Genomic DNA, 14,483 nt, shown 5'->3' on the forward strand with positions numbered 1-14,483 from the left:
CCTCGCAGTCCTGGCTCTCGGGTAGCGGGAGCGTGAACGTGCGCGTGGACCGCATCCCGGACCAGGCCCCGCTCAGCTCCCCGCAGGTGGTCTACAACCAGACGGTCAGCGCCACCAGCGGCTCGATCACCGTGCCGGTCACCTTCCAGGCGGCGCATGACGCCTTCGCGATCTACCTGACGCCGAACGGCTCCTCAACCGGCAACACGGTGACGGTGACGAACCCGGGTAGCCAGTCCGGCACGGTCGGCACGCCGATCACCGCGCTCCAGATCCACGCGACCGACTCGGCCGCCGGGCAGACGCTGACGTACACGGCGAGCGGACTGCCTCAGGGCCTTGCGATCAGCTCCTCCGGCCTGATCTCCGGCACTCCCGCGGCGGCGGGAACCAGCACCGTGACGGTGACCGCGACGGACTCGACCGGAGCCTTCGGCACCACGTCCTTCAGCTGGAGCGTCACCGGCGGCCAGAGCGGCGGCTCGTGCCAGGTCGCCTACGCCAAGACCAGCGAGTGGCCCGGCGGCTTCACGGCCAACGTGACGATCAGCAACGGCGGCACCAGCGCGATCAACGGCTGGACCCTGAAGTTCACCTTCCCCGGCGACCAGAAGGTCACCAACGCCTGGAACGCGACAGTGGTCCAGTCCGGCACCGCGGTCAGCGCCACCAACGCGAGCTACAACGGCACGATCGCACCGGGCGGCAACACCTCCTTCGGATTCCAGGGAACCTTCACCTCGAACGATTCCTCACCCACCGCGTTCACCCTCAACGGAGCTAACTGCAGCTCCTGACTTCCCTACCTCGATTGACACCCGACTGCCCGCTTCCGAGAATGATCGCGTGACCGAGAGCGGTAACATCGCCGCACCGGCGTCCACCCCGAGCTTCAGCATCTGGGACGTCGCCAGGATCGCCGGTGTGTCGCATCAGACCGTCTCGCGCGTCATCAACGGGAAGCCGAACGTCAGGGAGTCCACCCGGGCGCACGTGCTGCGGACCATCGACGAACTCGGGTTCATTCCGAGCCGCACCGCCCAGGCGCTCGCGGGCGGGCCGGTGCGCTCGGTCACCGTGCTCACCGTCGACACCGCGCTCTACGGCTGCGCGGCGGCGTTGCGCGGCATCGAGGAGGCGGCTCGCGCGGCGGGGTTCACCGTCGCGATCAGCGTCCTGGAGCCGGACTCCGCGCGCAGCAGGCAGGACGTGATCGAACGGCTCGGCGACCCGGGCCGCGCCGCGATCGTGATCGCGTTCGAGGCGGCGGGCGTCCGCGCTCTGGCCGCGCTGCCCGCCGACTATCCGGTGGTGGGGTTGGTCGAGCGGCCAGACGACGCGGCGGACGCGGATGGGGCGAGGCTTTCGAAGGTCTGGATCGACGACCGGGGCGCCGCCGCCCACGCCACCCGGTACCTGCTCGGCCTCGGCCACAAGACCGTCCACTACCTCTCCATCCCCTCCTCCACGACGCATCAGACGCAGCGGGCCCGAGGCTGGCGCGACGCTCTGCACGAGGCGGACCGGACCGTGCCCGAACAGCTCGACGCCGGCTGGACCCCGCGGTCCGGATACCTCGCCGCACGCCGCCTCCTCGCGGACCGCACGGTCACCGCGATCCTGTGCGGCAACGACGACGTCGCGCTCGGCGTGCTACGGGCCGCCCGCGAGACCGGCCGGCGCGTGCCCGAGGAGCTGAGCGTCGTAGGGTTCGACGATGCACCGCAGTCCGCATATCTCAGTCCCGCGCTGACGACCGTGCGCCTCGACTTCGAAGGGCTCGGCCGGGCCGGGTTCCGTCTGCTGCATCGATTGCTCGACCCGCAGAACGCACCCGAACCCGGCCTCTGGGCCGAGCCGGAGCTGATCGTGCGCGAAAGCAGCGGCCCCTACCGGCGTCCGAAGACACGACCGTCGCAAACGGCGACCGTGACTCTAGACGGCTCCTAGACGAGTGCTAGACGGCGTCTTCTGATTCCTCCATGGATTCCCAGTCCGCAGCGCTCAAAGTCGCGCGAGCGGGCGCCGTCGCCGCGGCGACGCTGGCCGCCGCGCGGTGCAGCGTGCCGGTCAGCCCGCCCCAGTCGTAGGCGGTTTCGGCGTGCTCGGTCAGGTCCACCCCGGTCACCTCGGCCTCCGCGCTGACCCGCAGGCCGATGGTCGCGTGCACCAGCTTGGCCAGCAGGTAGGAGACCGTGAAGGTGTAGGCGAACACGATGCCCGCTCCCTCGGCCTGCGCCCACAGCTGGTCCAGGCCGCCGCCGTAGAACAGCCCGGCCCGCGCGCCGTTGGAGAACCCCGAGACCTCCTCCGGCGCGGCGAACAGCCCGATCAGCAGCGTGCCGACGATGCCGCCGACCAGGTGCACGCCGACCACGTCGAGCGAGTCGTCGAAGTCGAACCGGTACTTGAGGTTCACCGCGTAGCAGCACACTGAGCCGGCGGCCAGGCCGATGAAGATGGCGCCGATCGGGGAGACCGAGGCGCAGGACGGGGTGATCGCGACCATCCCGGCCACCGCCCCCGAGGCGGCGCCGACGGTGGTGAACGTGCCGTGCTGGATCTTCTCCGCGGCCAGCCAGCCGAACACCGCCGTGCACGCGGCGATCTGCGTGTTCAGGAACACCAGCGAGGCCTGGCCGCCCGCGGTGAAGGTGGAGCCGGCGTTGAAGCCGAACCAGCCGAACCACAGCAGCGCGGCGCCGAGCATCACGAACGGCACGTTGTGCGGCCGCATCGGGTCCTTCCTGAACCCGATGCGCTTTCCCACCACCAGGGCGCAGGCCAGCGCCCCGGCCCCGGAGTTGATCTCCACGGCGGTGCCGCCGGCGAAGTCCATCACGTGCAGCCTGGCGTTGATGAAGCCGTTGGGCGAGAAGACCCAGTGCGCGACCGGGAAGTAGATCAGCGTCACCCAGCCGAGCACGTAGACCGTCCACCCGACGAACTTGGTGCGGTCCGCGATCGCGCCGGAGATCAGGGCCGGGGTGATGATCGCGAACATCAGCTGGAAGCAGGCGACCGCGAAGATCGGTACGCCGCTCGAGCCGTAGGTGCCGGGATGGCCGGAGCCGGCGCCGGTGGCGACGCCGTGCATCCCCCACTGCGCGAGCGTGCCCCAGAAACCGTTCCCTTGTGCTTCGTTCGCGTTACCGAATGCCACCGTCCAGCCGTAGAGCACCCACGCGACGGTGACCACGGCGATGCAGATGAAATTCATCATCAGCATATTGAGTACGTTCTTCGCGCGGATCATGCCGCCGTAGAAGAAGGCCAGGCCGGGGGTCATGAGCAGAACGAGCGCGGAACTCACGAGCACCCACGCTGTGTTGCCGGTGTCCACTGTTGGCACGGTTAACGATTCCTTCGGTCGGCGCGGCTCTCGCCAAGGTCAGCAGGGCGATGCGGTGCTCCGACACGATCGCGGCGCAGCGTTACCGCACGCGGCGCGAGATGTTTCGGCCAGGTGACAAATGCAACGCTGGCGTTACGACTAGTTGACGCGGCCCCCGGGGATTCGGCGCAGTGGGCAGACAGCGCAGCGAGCATTCAGCGCAGCGAGCATTCAGCGCGGCGAGCAGACAGCACTGTGCGGAGCCCTCCGGTACGAGGGCTCCGCACAGTGCTCAGTGTTCTGATGTCATCCGTTGGCACAGAGCAGCGGTCGGAAGGGCAGCGCGGGGGCGCCGTTCGCGACGATCGTGTTGCTGTCGCCCTGGTGCAGGTTGAGGTACCAGGTGCCGCTGGCCGGCATCGAGTTGACCCCGGTGACGGTCCGGGTTTGGTCGACCACGTTGCCGCGGGCGTCCGCCTGGAAGTCCATCAGCATGTAGAGCACCGCGCCCTGGCTCTGGCAGCTGCCGCTGTGGATGTGCGCGGCGTGGGCGCCCGGCGTCAGACCGCCCGCGTTGAGCGTGACGGTGAGCGTGTGCGCAGCCGCGTCGTAAGCGATCGTGGCCCGACCGGTCAAGGGGCCAACGTTGACGCCGTTGGTGTTCACGTCGATGCCGGTCAGGCTCGACCGCGTACCCCACGGGCTGGAGGAGAGCTGTCCGCTGCGCGCGATCGGCTCGGCGGCAAGCGCTGTGTTTCCGTTGCTGCCATTGCTGCCGGAGTTGGTGGCGTCGCTGCCGATCGTGCCGAGCCGGATGACGAATCGGCTGCCGTAGGGCAGGGTCCTGACAGAGCCGGTCGCCTGCAGCGTCGCGTTGGCCGCGCCGGTGGCGCCGGCGGTCAGCGGGCCGGCGAAGGGCACGATCGGGGTGGTGGCGCCGTAGGAACCGGGCGCGTCGATCTCCACGGTGTGCGACGAGCCCGGCGTCAGTCCGGTGACGGCCACGGTCGCCGTGACGTTGCCGTCGCCGTCGCGGTGCAGCGTCACGCTGCCGGTCGGCATCGGCGCGAGCGACAGGTGGCGGACCGCGGGACGGCTCGGCGTGGCCAGCATGCCGTCCGTGTTGCCCGCGCCGTCGACGTAGAAGCCGACGAGGGCGCCGGCGTCGTTCACGCCGTTGACCGTGGTGGTGCCGGCCCCCGCCGGGTCGTCCACCTGCTTGAAGCCGCCGGCCGCCGTCCAGGTGAAGCCGTGCGTCTGCGCGGCGTTCCCCGTGCCCACCTGGTAGAAGCCGACGACCTCGCGGTGGTCGTTGACCCCGAGCGCCTGCGTCGTCGCGGCGCCCGGGTAGGCCAGGGTGGTCAGCGTGCCGTGCGCCGTGAGCAGGAAGCCCTCGGTCGCGCCGGCCGAGCCGGCGAAGAAGCCTGCGACGTCGCCGTTGTCGTTGATCGCGGTGGCGGTGGTGCTCGTCGCCCGCGAGACGGTGATCGTGTGGAAGGTGTGGCGGTCGATGTTGTATTCGTACCCGTGGTTGTTGCCGGCCGCGTCGGTGTAGAACCCGACCGCGTTGTCGTAGTCGTTGACGCCGAGCAGCTGGTTCACCGGCGGGTTGGCGTTGTTGCCGGTCGGGAACGCGACCCGGTGGAAAGCGCCGTCGCGGTAGTAGAAGCCGGTGTTGTCGTTCATCTGGTTGGCGTTGTTCATGGCGGACCAGAAGCCGACCGTCACGTCGTGGCCGTTGATCGCGGTGACCTGGGTCTGCGCCGAGCCGGGGAAGTTCTCGTTCACGAAGTGGCCCCCGCCGTTGCCCACCCGGTAGCCCTTGTTCGGGTGGCCCTGCGCCCCGGAGCCGAAGTACCCGGCGATGACCCCGGAGTTGTTGATGCCGAGCAGCTGGTTGAACGTCGGGTCCGCGCCGTCGTTCACGGTGCGGAACGCGTACGAGACCGGCTGGGTGAACGAAGCGGAGTCAGCCGGCGATGACGTGCCGTCGCCCTGCGTGGTCGTGTTGCCGTTCATCGCGCCGCTCTGGTCCATCGCGCCGGAGGTGCCCGGGGCCGCCGTGCCGGTCTGCGTCTTCCCGTTGGCCGCGGAGCCGATCGTCCCCAAACCCGCTGACTTAGGCGTGCAAGCCGCTGCGGCTCCGACGACCGCGGTCGCCATGATGCACGCGAGTGCCTTCTTCATGCTGATCCCTACCCCTGACTGCCGAATTCCGGGCCGGCCGCTGCCTGGTCGCCTGGTCGCCTGCGCTTCTGCCTGCCGGCCGTGCGGTGCCTGATCGCACTATTGATGCTGCCTGGCGGGGGCGGGGAAGACGATCATGCAGGCATGCGGAACGCGGGGGTGTGCGTGCACCCCCGGCCGGGTTCGCGCGCGGCACGCGGGCAGGGGCGTGCGCGCCCTGGTCAGGGTTCGGTCACTGGTGCTGAGATTTGGAGTCGAGCAGGGTGAGCACCGCGGCCACGCGGCGGTCCATGTCGACGCTGTCGCCGAGTCCGAGCTTCGCGAACAGGGTGTTGATGTGCTTCTGCACGGCGCGCTCGGTCAGGAACAGGCTCTTCGCGATCGTGGCGTTGTTCTTGCCCTGGGCCATCTGCTCGAGGACCTCGCGCTCGCGGCGGGTGAGGCTGGCCAGCGGTGAACCCTCGGCCCGCTCGCGCCGTGTGACGAGTGCCTCGACCAGCTGCGGATCGAGGGCGGACCCGCCGGCGGCCACCTGGTGCAGCGAGCGCTGCAGTTCGGCGATGTCGCCGATGCGCTCCTTGAGCAGGTAGCCGGCCCCGGAGGCGCCGGCGCGCAGGAACTCGTAGGCGTATTGGGGGTCGGCGAATTGGGTCAGCAGGATCACCCCGGTGCCGGGGTAGCGCTCGCGGATCGCCGCGGCGGCGGCCAGGCCCTCGGTCGAGTGGCCCGGCGGCATCCGGATGTCGGTGATCACCACGTCGGGCCGGTGCTCCTCGACGGCCGCGAGCAGCGCCTCGCCGTCCGCCACCGCCGCGAGCAGTTCGACGTCGTCAAGCGCTTGGAGCAGCGCCGCGGTGCCTGCCCTCAGCAGGTAGTTGTCCTCGGCGAGGACCACGCGGATCGACACTGCCCCTCCCGTCGCCCGGCGATGTCTGGTATCCAAAGCGCATCAGATCGCAGATGCGCTGCACGGTCAATCGCGACAAGTTTCCCAGAGCGCCGCCGGCTAAGCCGCCACGGCGCGGCGCGGATCCCGCGGTCGTCGGCGTGTCGGCCGGGAGGTGCAGTCGATGCAGGGTTTTGAGAGCGGCGGCGCTCGCGCGGTCGTGAGCGGTCTGGTCGAGACGGTCTTCGCCGCGGCATACGTGGTCGCGGTGTACGAACTCGTCGTCGCGGGCGGCATCGCGCTGTGGTCGACCGCGACCGACGACTGGATCCTGCAGATGTGGATCGTGGCCGCCGTGATCTGCGGGATCGGCTTGAAGCCGGTCCGTTCGCTCGCGCGCGTGCTGCTGCGGCGCGTCTGGCCGCCGACGGGGGAGCCGTACGCCGCGCTCGCCTCCTTCGTCGCCGCGGCGTCCGCGGTAGACCAAGACCGGGATCAAGACCAGGACGAGGGCCGGGACCAGCCCGCGCTGCGGCGGCTGGCGCAGCTCGCGATGGCCGGGACCGGGGCGCAGGCCGCCGCGGTCTGGTGCCGGGAGGCCGACGGGACGCTGCGCCGTGCCGCGCGGTGGCCGGACGACGGCGCTCTGGAGGGCGGCGGCGAAAGCGTCGCAGACCTCGCCGAACTCGCGGCGTCGCCGGGCGTCGATCACCTCGTCTCAGTACTCGACGCGGGGGAGTCGCTCGGCGCGCTGGCATTAACCGTCGCACCCACCCGCGGCCTGACTCCCCGCGACGAGCGGCTGGCGGCGGACATGGCGAACGCGGCCGGGCCGCTGCTGCGTAACGCCGAACTGACCGCCCGGCTGGCCGAGCACGTGCGCCGGCAGACCGAGCAGGCCGCCGAGCTCGACAGCTCGCGCAGGCGGGTGCTCGCGGCCCGCGACGCCGCCCGGGAGCAGCTCGGCCGGGAGATCGGCGCGAACGTCGGCGATCCGCTGTTGCAGTGTTCTGCCACGGTGTCCGCGCTGCTCGACGACGAGGCCGGCCGCACGTCCCGCTGGGGCGACGAGCTGGCCGGCATGGCGAGGCTGATCGATTCCGCGATCGGCGACTTCCGCCGGATCGTGCACGGCGTCTACCCGGCCGTGCTCACCGACCACGGACTGGCGTCGGCGCTGGAGAACCTTCTCAACGACCTGCCGCGGCGCGCCGTGCTCAACGCGCCGAGCCTGCCGAGGCTCCCGGCGCGAGTGGAGTCCGGGGTGTACTTCTGCGTCACGGCGATGGTCGGCTCGCTTCCTGCCGGGACGGAACGGCCGCTGCGCGTGGACGTCGATGTCGACGACGCGTCGCTGACCATCGTGATCCTCGACGGCGACGAGCCTTCCGGTGACGGCGAATCGGCGCGGCCAGCGACGCCGGAGCTGCCGGAGGTGCTGTCCGACCGCGTCGAGGCGCTGGAGGGGACCTTGCGCGCCACCAGCGGCCGGGAATGGTCGCGCTACGAGCTCGCGGTGCCGTTGACGGCGAGCGAGGAAAGCGCGGCGACGAAAGACGGGGCGGTCCGCGCATGACAACCTCGACTCCTGAGCCGGTCCTGCCGGCCGCTGAGCAGCCCGAGGCGGGGAAGGCCGGGGCCCGGCTCCGTGCCGGTTCGTGGCACGCCGCGGCCGCTCAGTACGCCGCTCTCGTCGGTATCTGGCTTCTGATCGGGCTCGTCGTCGCGATGGCGGCACACTCCGCTGCGCTGCACAGGTGGGCGCAGGCCGCGGCCGGCGGCAAGCACGGCTCAGCGTGGACCTGGTTCGGCCGGGGCCTGGTCGCAGGCGCTGCGCACAGCTATCCGGTCACCGGAGTCGTGCTCGACTACGTCTACAGCGCGGCGCTTCTCCTTGTCGCCGCGGCAGCCACGCGATTGGCCGGCCGCGACTGGACCTCGCGGTTCCTCGTGATCGGTCTGATGGGGACGGCGGCCGCGTTCAACCTCCAGGCCCACACCGGCATCGACGCCCTGGCCGCGATGACAGGCTGGTCGAGCGGCTTGTTCGACTGGGTGCACACGATCCTGTTGCACGGCATCGGGGTTGCGGCGTACCTCGCGGCCCTGGTCGTCTTCCCGACCGGGAAGCTTGAGTGGATCAACGTACGCAGTCACGCCGCGCGCGTGTCGATCACCCTGCTCGCGGGGCTTCTGGCGCTCGCTCTCGGTGCGTCCGGCACCGCGTATCCCCACACGCTCAGCTTCCTGATCCTCTTCGGGCTGATCGCGCCGCTCTGCGGCGGTGTCGCGCAGCGCAGCCGTCTGATTCGACCCGCGACGGCTGAAGGCCGGCAGCAGTCGAGAATCCTGTTGTGGGCCTTGGGCGGAACCCTCGCCGCAGCGGTGCTGCTCGTCGGAATCGCGCTGGGCACACAGGCGTTGGCGGACACTCCCGGCCTGCCCAAGGAGATGCCCGGGATCACCGCGGGGATGCCGGGCATGACCGGGCATCTGCCGGGACTTGAGGGGGTCGGCTCCCAGACCGTCGTCTTCTGGATCTTCCGCCTCCTCTCCGTCGCAGCCCCCTGCGCCATCCTGGTCGGGCTGCTGCGGCTGCGCCTGTGGACCTTCGAGCTGCTGTTCAATCGAGCTTTGATCTACGGCCTGCTGGCGGCGGTGATCGGCGCCGTGTACGTGTTCGGAGTCGTCCGCGTGGACGCCTGGTTCGGCCTCGACTCGGATTGGCTCGCCCCGCCGCAGGTCGCCGCCGCGGGTCTGGTCGCGCTCGCGTTCCACCCGGTGCGCGTCCGACTCGAACGCCTCGCCGACCGGCTGCTGTACGGCCGGCGCACCGCCCCCTACGACGTGCTCGCGCAGATATCAGCCCTCTCCGCCAGCGGCAGCGGCGGACCGGGCGAGTCGGCTCTCACCGACCTGGCGCGCATCGTCGCGCAAGGTCTGCGCACTCGCTACGCGGTCGCCTGTCTCGATCTCGAGGATGGTACCGAGGCCCGGTATCAGTGGCCGTCCGAAGCGGTCCGCGTCGAAGAGGCGGAACGAACCATCGCCGTCGAGTACCGCGGATCACCGGTCGGCAGGCTCCTCATCCCGGCCCAAGCAGGCCGCACCCCGGCGAACGAGCGGCGCACGCTGCTCGATCACCTCGCACGCGCGGCAGGCGTCGTCATGCACAACGCGCGGCTGACCATCGATCTCGAATACCGGCTGCGCGTCATCGAGGAGCGCGCCGCCGAGATACGCGCCTCACGCTGGCGGATCGTCGCGGCGCAGGACAGCGAGCGCCGCGAGCTGGAACGTGACTTGCACGATGGAGCGCAACCCGGCCTGACCGCGGTGCGGCTCTCGCTCGGCCTGGTATCGCATCTCGTCGCATCGGGGAGTGACGCCGCGCGTGAGGCGCTGCTGCGCTTGCGCTCGCAGATCGACGACGCCACGTTGAGCCTGCGCCAGACGCTGCGCGGCCTGGCGCCCACCGCACTTGGCGAGCACGGGGTCATCAGGGCCCTGGAAGAGCTCGCGCAGTCCCTCGGCGCGGACGTGGATTTCCACGTCGACGACGAGACGCGCCGGGCCCGATTCGGTCCGCAGACCGAGTCGGCCGTGTACTTCTGCTGCGCCGAGGCGATTCAGAACGCTGTCAAGCACTGCCCCGGTTCGGCGGTCGTGGCCACGCTGCGGTGGGAGGGCGAGCGCTCCCGGCTGCTCTTCGAGATCGCCGATGACGGGCCCGGGTTCGACGCCGCCGGCTCTACCGGCAACGGGATCCAGAACATGGCCGACCGCATCGGCGCGGCCGGCGGTGTCCTGAAGATCGAGTCTGAGCCGGGCGCCGGAACCAAGGTCTCCGGCAGCGTGCCGACGGCGTCCGGTGAAGACGAACCCCCGGCGCTCGCCGCCAGCCGCAAGAGCAACGCAATGCCCTGAGGCCGGTTGGCGGCCGCCCGGCTCAGCCGCTCCAGGCAGCGTTCTCGTCGAACTGCTCGGCGCGCTGGGTCAGGCTGAACCAGTTGCCTGAGTCGTCGCGGAACAGCGCCTCGACGCCGTACGGCCGCCGTTTGGGCTCCTGGATGAACTCCACCCCGCGTGCGGACAGCTCCTCGTAGGTCTTCTGGCAGTCGTCCGTGCTCATCACCCCGGCGCCGAGCACGCCCTTCGCGACCAGTTCGCGCAGCTGCCGGGCGGACTCGGGGTCCACTGCGGGCGGCCCCGGCAGCATGAGGGTGAGCGAGTGGTCCGGCTGGCCCTTCGCGCCGACAGTCACCCACCGCGCGCCCGGCCCCATCTCCACGTCGAAACGCAGCTCGAAGCCGAGCTTCTGGGTGTAGAACTCCAGGGCGGAGTCCTGGTCGAGCACCCACACCGTCGAGATCGTCAGCCCGGTGATCATGATTGCGCTCCTTGCTCGGGGCGGCTCGCTCCCGCCGCCTGTCCGCCTGCCTGCCGCTTCCCGGCCAGCCTAAGAGCGCGCGGGCGAAGTCGGCTTCTCGAAACTTGCGTCGCCGCCGTCGAAGCCGCCCGCCCACAGCAGGACGAAGCAGCCGGGCACCGGAGCCGGCCCGCCGCGCAGCGCGGCGTCTCGGAACTGGGTCGGCGTCTGCCCCGTGAACTGCTTGAAACGGGTGCAGAAGCTGCCCAGGCTCTCGAACCCGACCGCCGTGCACACCTCGCTCACCGTGAGGTTCGCGCTGCGCAGCAGATCCTGCGCCCGCTCGACCCGGCGCCTGGACAGGTAGCGCCCCGGGCTCTCGCCGTAGGCCTGCTTGAACAGCCGGATGAAGTGGTACGGCGAGTAGCCCGCGATCGCGGCGACGGCGTTCAGGTCGAGGGGCTGCGCCCAGTCGCGGTCCATCGCATCTTTCGCGCGGCGCAGCAGCTTGAGCCGCGCGAGGTCCTGGTCGCCGCCGAGCGAGGTATCGGTCACGCCTTCAGCCTGCCACGTCGCGCCGGCGTTCACCGGATCGGGGGAATGCGATCGCGGGAGGCGCGGGAATCGCCGCGCCCGGAAAACCGCGGCCGCCGCCCGGTGATGCGGTGTTATGCCCCGCCGCCGCGCGAGCCGCTTTCCGCCGCCGTCCCGGAATTTCGTTCACATGTTCCATACGGTCGAGTATGTGTATTGCGAAAGCCGGCCCGCGCGTAGGCCGCGAGCTGCGGATTCTTTTTCCCGGCTCTTGAACGAAATCGGGCCGACACCGGCTGGACATAGCGGCGGACCAGGGCGAGGCTATAGCGCGGCTCAGCCGCAACATGACCGTATCCCCACAGTCGCAGTCAGGTCACGGATGGTTTCAGTGTCGGAAGTTGCTTTCGCGCGTTCCTGGCATCATTTCTACGCACGCGGAGTGCCGCACACCATCGACATACCCGACGTGCCCGTCACCCGGCTGCTCGACGACGCGGCGGAGCAGTATGGACGCCGTACCGCGCTGGTCTACTTCGGCCGGGAGATCACCTACGCGCGGCTGCTCAAGCTCGTCGACCTGTTCGCCGACGGCCTCGCCGGGCTCGGCGTGCGGCGCGGCGACCGGGTCGCGCTGATCCTGCCGAACTGCCCGCAGTTCACCATCGCCTGGTTCGCGGTCCTGCGCATCGGGGCGGTCGCCGTCCCGTTCAACCCGCTCTACACCGCCGACGAGATGCGCCACCAGCTGCACAACAGCGGCGCTACCGTCGCGATCGCGTTCGACCAGTCCTACGACCGCATCGAGCGGATCCGGGCGGAAACGAACCTCCGGCACGTCGTGCTCACCTCGCTGACCGAGTACCTGCCGCGCAAGCTGCGCCTCGCGATGCGCCTGCCGCTGCGCCGCGCCCGCGAGGCCAGGGAGCGGCTGACTGCCGAGGTGCCGCCGGACGCTCCGGTGCTGAGCTGGAACGACGTCTTCGAGCAGGCCATCGGGCCAAGGCCGCAGACCAAGGTCGACCCGGAGCGGGCCAACGCCGCGCTGCTGTACACCGGCGGCACCACCGGCCGGCCCAAGGGCGCCATGCTCACCCACCGCAACCTGGTCGCCAACGTGCACCAGGTGGCCGCGTGGGACCCGCACCTGGTCCCCGGCAAGGACGTGGCGATCAGCGTGCTGCCGGGCTTCCACGCCTACGGCCTGGTGTTCGCGCTCACCGCGGTGCTCATCGGCGCCACCACGGTGCAGCTGCCGACCTTCGACCTCGAACTGCTGTTCAAGGCGACCAAGAAGCTGCGCCCGACCATCTTCCCCGGCGTTCCGCCGATCTACTCGCAGATGCTCGCCGCCGACCGCAAGGCGCTGCGGCCCTTCAAAGCGCTCAGATCATGCATCTCGGGCGCGATGCGGCTGCCGGCCGAGACCATCGACGCGTTCAAGGACGCCACCGGCTGCCAGCTGGTCGAGGGCTACGGCCTGACCGAGGCCTCACCGGTGGTCAGCTGCAACCCGATCGGGGTCAACGCCCGCCCGGGCACCGTCGGCATCCCGCTGCCCAACACCGACGTCATGATCGTCGACGAGCACGAGGGCATCCGGGAGGTGAGCCCCGGCGAGGCCGGCGAGCTGGCCGTGCGCGGCCCGCAGGTCTTCGCTGGCTACTGGCACGAGCCCGACGACACCGACAACATGCTGCACGACGGCTGGCTGCACACCGGCGACATCGCGGTGATGAGCCCGGACGGCTTCCTGACCATCATCGATCGCAAGCGGGACGTGATCATCGCCAGCGGCTTCTCGGTGTTCCCCTCCGAGATCGAGGACGTGCTCATGGAGCTGCCGGCGGTCAAGGAGGCCGCGGTGGTCGGCGTGCCCGACTCGTACCGCGGCGAGACGGTACTGGCCTGCGTCGTGCTCAAGGAAGGCGCGCAGATCACCGAGCAGGAGATCATCGAGCACTGCCAGGAGCACCTGGCAGCGTACAAGGTGCCGAAGCTCGTCGAGTTCCGCACCCAGCTGCCGCACAACATCATCGGCAAGGTGCTGCGACGCCTGGTGCGCGACGAGTACACCTCGCGCGCGGCCATGGCTGCGGCGACGGACGCGGGCCCGGCCCCGTTCCCGGCTCCGGCTCCGGCTGATCCGGAACTGGGGCCGTGGCAGGGGGCTGAGCCGGGGCCGGGGCCCGAGACGGTCATCGGCCCTGGGCCGTCGGCTACGCCTCGAGCTTGTCCTCGAGGAATGCCAGCACCCGGTCAACGCCCTCCTGCTGGCGGTGCTCCGTCAGCGTGGAGTGCTTGCGGCCGGGGAACTCCACCGCGATGAAGTTGTCGCCCAGTTCGCGGCGCAGGGTGTCGAAGCGGTTGCCGACGGCGGGGTCGGCCTCGTAACGCAGGCCGAGCACCTGGCACCCGGCCGCGACCTTGGTCTTGACCGACTCCCAGTCGACCGGGCTGAGCCCGAGGTCGGCTTTCCGCGCCTTGCCGATCGGCGCCGGCGACGCCGGCTGTGCGACCACGGGCGCGGCGACGGGCGCGTCGGCGAGCATCGCGAGGGCATACCCACCGGTCGCGCACATCCCGACGGCGCCGACGCCGGGTCCGCCCAGCTCGGCGTGCAGCTCACGCGTCAGGGATCTGAGCCAGGCGGCCACCGGGACGGTGCGCCCGAGCGCGAACAGGCTGAACTCCCTGCTGACGCAGACCTGGGCGACGCTGCGCAGCATCTCCCGGCCGCTCGCCGCGGCCGCGTCGCGGCCGAAGAGCGACGGCAGCACGACCGTGAACCCCCGTGCCACCACCTCCTCGGCGAACGCGATGACCTCGGGCGTGATCCCGGGCAGCTCGTGGATCACGATCACGCCCGGTCCGCTGCCCTTGCGGTACGTCGGATGCGTGACGCCGTCGGCCGTGTGGCTACCGGAAGTCCAAGAGTCGAGCAATCCCATGGTTAGAACCCTATGTCCGCCAGGCACCCGACGACAGGGCCATCGTTGCCGCCCGGAGAGCAAGCCCGCGACCTTTCCCGGGCAGCTGAGTTACCGCTAGGGCCACGCCAGCGCACTGTGTCACGCGAACCACGACGGGCACGCACTCGGGGCGGTGCCGGCGCCGGCCAGTTGCACGGGAAGTCGAGGGCTGAGAAACTCGTCGGCATGAGAGCGCTCTCA

The 14,483-nt window shown here is 70.4% G+C and carries 11 protein-coding genes; 5 read left to right on the top strand and 6 right to left on the bottom strand.

Translation table 11 applies throughout. The features are described from left to right. A partial coding sequence (locus tag VFA06_RS03390) for a cellulose binding domain-containing protein (protein ID WP_324838888.1) occupies nucleotides 1–797 on the top strand: 797 nt, incomplete at its 5' end. 49 nt (nucleotides 798–846) lie between these two features. Then, nucleotides 847–1,950 (top strand): LacI family DNA-binding transcriptional regulator, encoded by a 1,104-nt coding sequence (locus VFA06_RS03395; protein ID WP_324838889.1) that lies wholly within the window; start codon nucleotides 847–849, stop codon nucleotides 1,948–1,950. A 7-nt stretch (nucleotides 1,951–1,957) separates the two neighbouring features. Here the strand turns inward: VFA06_RS03395 and VFA06_RS03400 are convergent, their stop codons facing one another. The 3 genes from VFA06_RS03400 to VFA06_RS03410 form a co-directional block, all read right to left on the bottom strand. After that, nucleotides 1,958–3,343 (bottom strand): ammonium transporter, encoded by a 1,386-nt coding sequence (locus VFA06_RS03400; protein ID WP_349260036.1) that lies wholly within the window; start codon nucleotides 3,341–3,343, stop codon nucleotides 1,958–1,960. A 297-nt stretch (nucleotides 3,344–3,640) separates the two neighbouring features. Then, nucleotides 3,641–5,521 carry a CHRD domain-containing protein gene (locus VFA06_RS03405; RefSeq protein WP_324838891.1) on the bottom strand — a complete coding sequence of 627 codons (1,881 nt, stop codon included), beginning with the start codon at nucleotides 5,519–5,521 and terminating at the stop codon, nucleotides 3,641–3,643. Between the two features lie 232 nt (nucleotides 5,522–5,753). Next, nucleotides 5,754–6,428, bottom strand: coding sequence for a response regulator transcription factor (locus VFA06_RS03410; protein ID WP_324838892.1), 675 nt, complete (start codon nucleotides 6,426–6,428; stop codon nucleotides 5,754–5,756). A gap of 163 nt (nucleotides 6,429–6,591) precedes the next feature. Here VFA06_RS03410 and VFA06_RS03415 point away from each other — a divergent pair, with 163 nt between their 5' ends. Next, the gene (locus tag VFA06_RS03415; protein ID WP_324838893.1) at nucleotides 6,592–7,983 is read left to right on the top strand and encodes a hypothetical protein; all 1,392 of its coding nucleotides are present in this window, start codon (nucleotides 6,592–6,594) and stop codon (nucleotides 7,981–7,983) included. Then, nucleotides 7,980–10,334: a sensor histidine kinase gene (locus VFA06_RS03420; protein ID WP_324838894.1), complete on the top strand. Its 2,355-nt coding sequence runs from the start codon at nucleotides 7,980–7,982 to the stop codon at nucleotides 10,332–10,334. Before VFA06_RS03415 ends, VFA06_RS03420 begins: the two co-directional genes overlap by 4 nt. Nucleotides 10,335–10,356: 22 nt before the next feature. Here the strand turns inward: VFA06_RS03420 and VFA06_RS03425 are convergent, their stop codons facing one another. Both VFA06_RS03425 and VFA06_RS03430 read right to left on the bottom strand, forming a co-directional pair. Further along, nucleotides 10,357–10,797: a VOC family protein gene (locus VFA06_RS03425; protein ID WP_324838895.1), complete on the bottom strand. Its 441-nt coding sequence runs from the start codon at nucleotides 10,795–10,797 to the stop codon at nucleotides 10,357–10,359. A gap of 69 nt (nucleotides 10,798–10,866) precedes the next feature. Beyond that, the gene (locus tag VFA06_RS03430) at nucleotides 10,867–11,259 is read right to left on the bottom strand and encodes a helix-turn-helix transcriptional regulator (protein WP_349260037.1); all 393 of its coding nucleotides are present in this window, start codon (nucleotides 11,257–11,259) and stop codon (nucleotides 10,867–10,869) included. Between the two features lie 442 nt (nucleotides 11,260–11,701). On the opposite strand from VFA06_RS03430, the gene VFA06_RS03435 reads away from it, so the two are divergent. After that, nucleotides 11,702–13,639 (top strand): AMP-binding protein, encoded by a 1,938-nt coding sequence (locus VFA06_RS03435; RefSeq protein WP_324838897.1) that lies wholly within the window; start codon nucleotides 11,702–11,704, stop codon nucleotides 13,637–13,639. On the opposite strand, the gene VFA06_RS03440 is transcribed toward VFA06_RS03435, so the two are convergent. After that, on the bottom strand, nucleotides 13,530–14,261 hold the full coding sequence (locus tag VFA06_RS03440) for a dienelactone hydrolase family protein (protein WP_324838898.1): 732 nt from the start codon (nucleotides 14,259–14,261) through the stop codon (nucleotides 13,530–13,532). The genes VFA06_RS03435 and VFA06_RS03440 overlap by 110 nt on opposite strands. Nucleotides 14,262–14,483: the final 222 nt, after the last annotated feature.

The sequence above is a fragment of the Actinocrinis sp. genome, assembly GCF_035653575.1.
In the GTDB taxonomy this organism is placed as follows: Bacteria; Actinomycetota; Actinomycetes; order Streptomycetales; family Catenulisporaceae; genus Actinocrinis.

Bases quoted from the DNA above. Each gene is read 5' to 3' on its own strand.
- VFA06_RS03405 (WP_324838891.1), bottom strand. From the start codon at position 5,521: ATGAAGAAGGCACTCGCGTGCATCATGGCGACCGCGGTCGTCGGAGCC.
- VFA06_RS03415 (WP_324838893.1), top strand. From the start codon at position 6,592: ATGCAGGGTTTTGAGAGCGGCGGCGCTCGCGCGGTCGTGAGCGGTCTG.
- VFA06_RS03420 (WP_324838894.1), top strand. From the start codon at position 7,980: ATGACAACCTCGACTCCTGAGCCGGTCCTGCCGGCCGCTGAGCAGCCC.
- VFA06_RS03425 (WP_324838895.1), bottom strand. From the start codon at position 10,797: ATGATCACCGGGCTGACGATCTCGACGGTGTGGGTGCTCGACCAGGAC.
- VFA06_RS03430 (WP_349260037.1), bottom strand. From the start codon at position 11,259: ATGGACCGCGACTGGGCGCAGCCCCTCGACCTGAACGCCGTCGCCGCG.
- VFA06_RS03440 (WP_324838898.1), bottom strand. From the start codon at position 14,261: ATGGGATTGCTCGACTCTTGGACTTCCGGTAGCCACACGGCCGACGGC.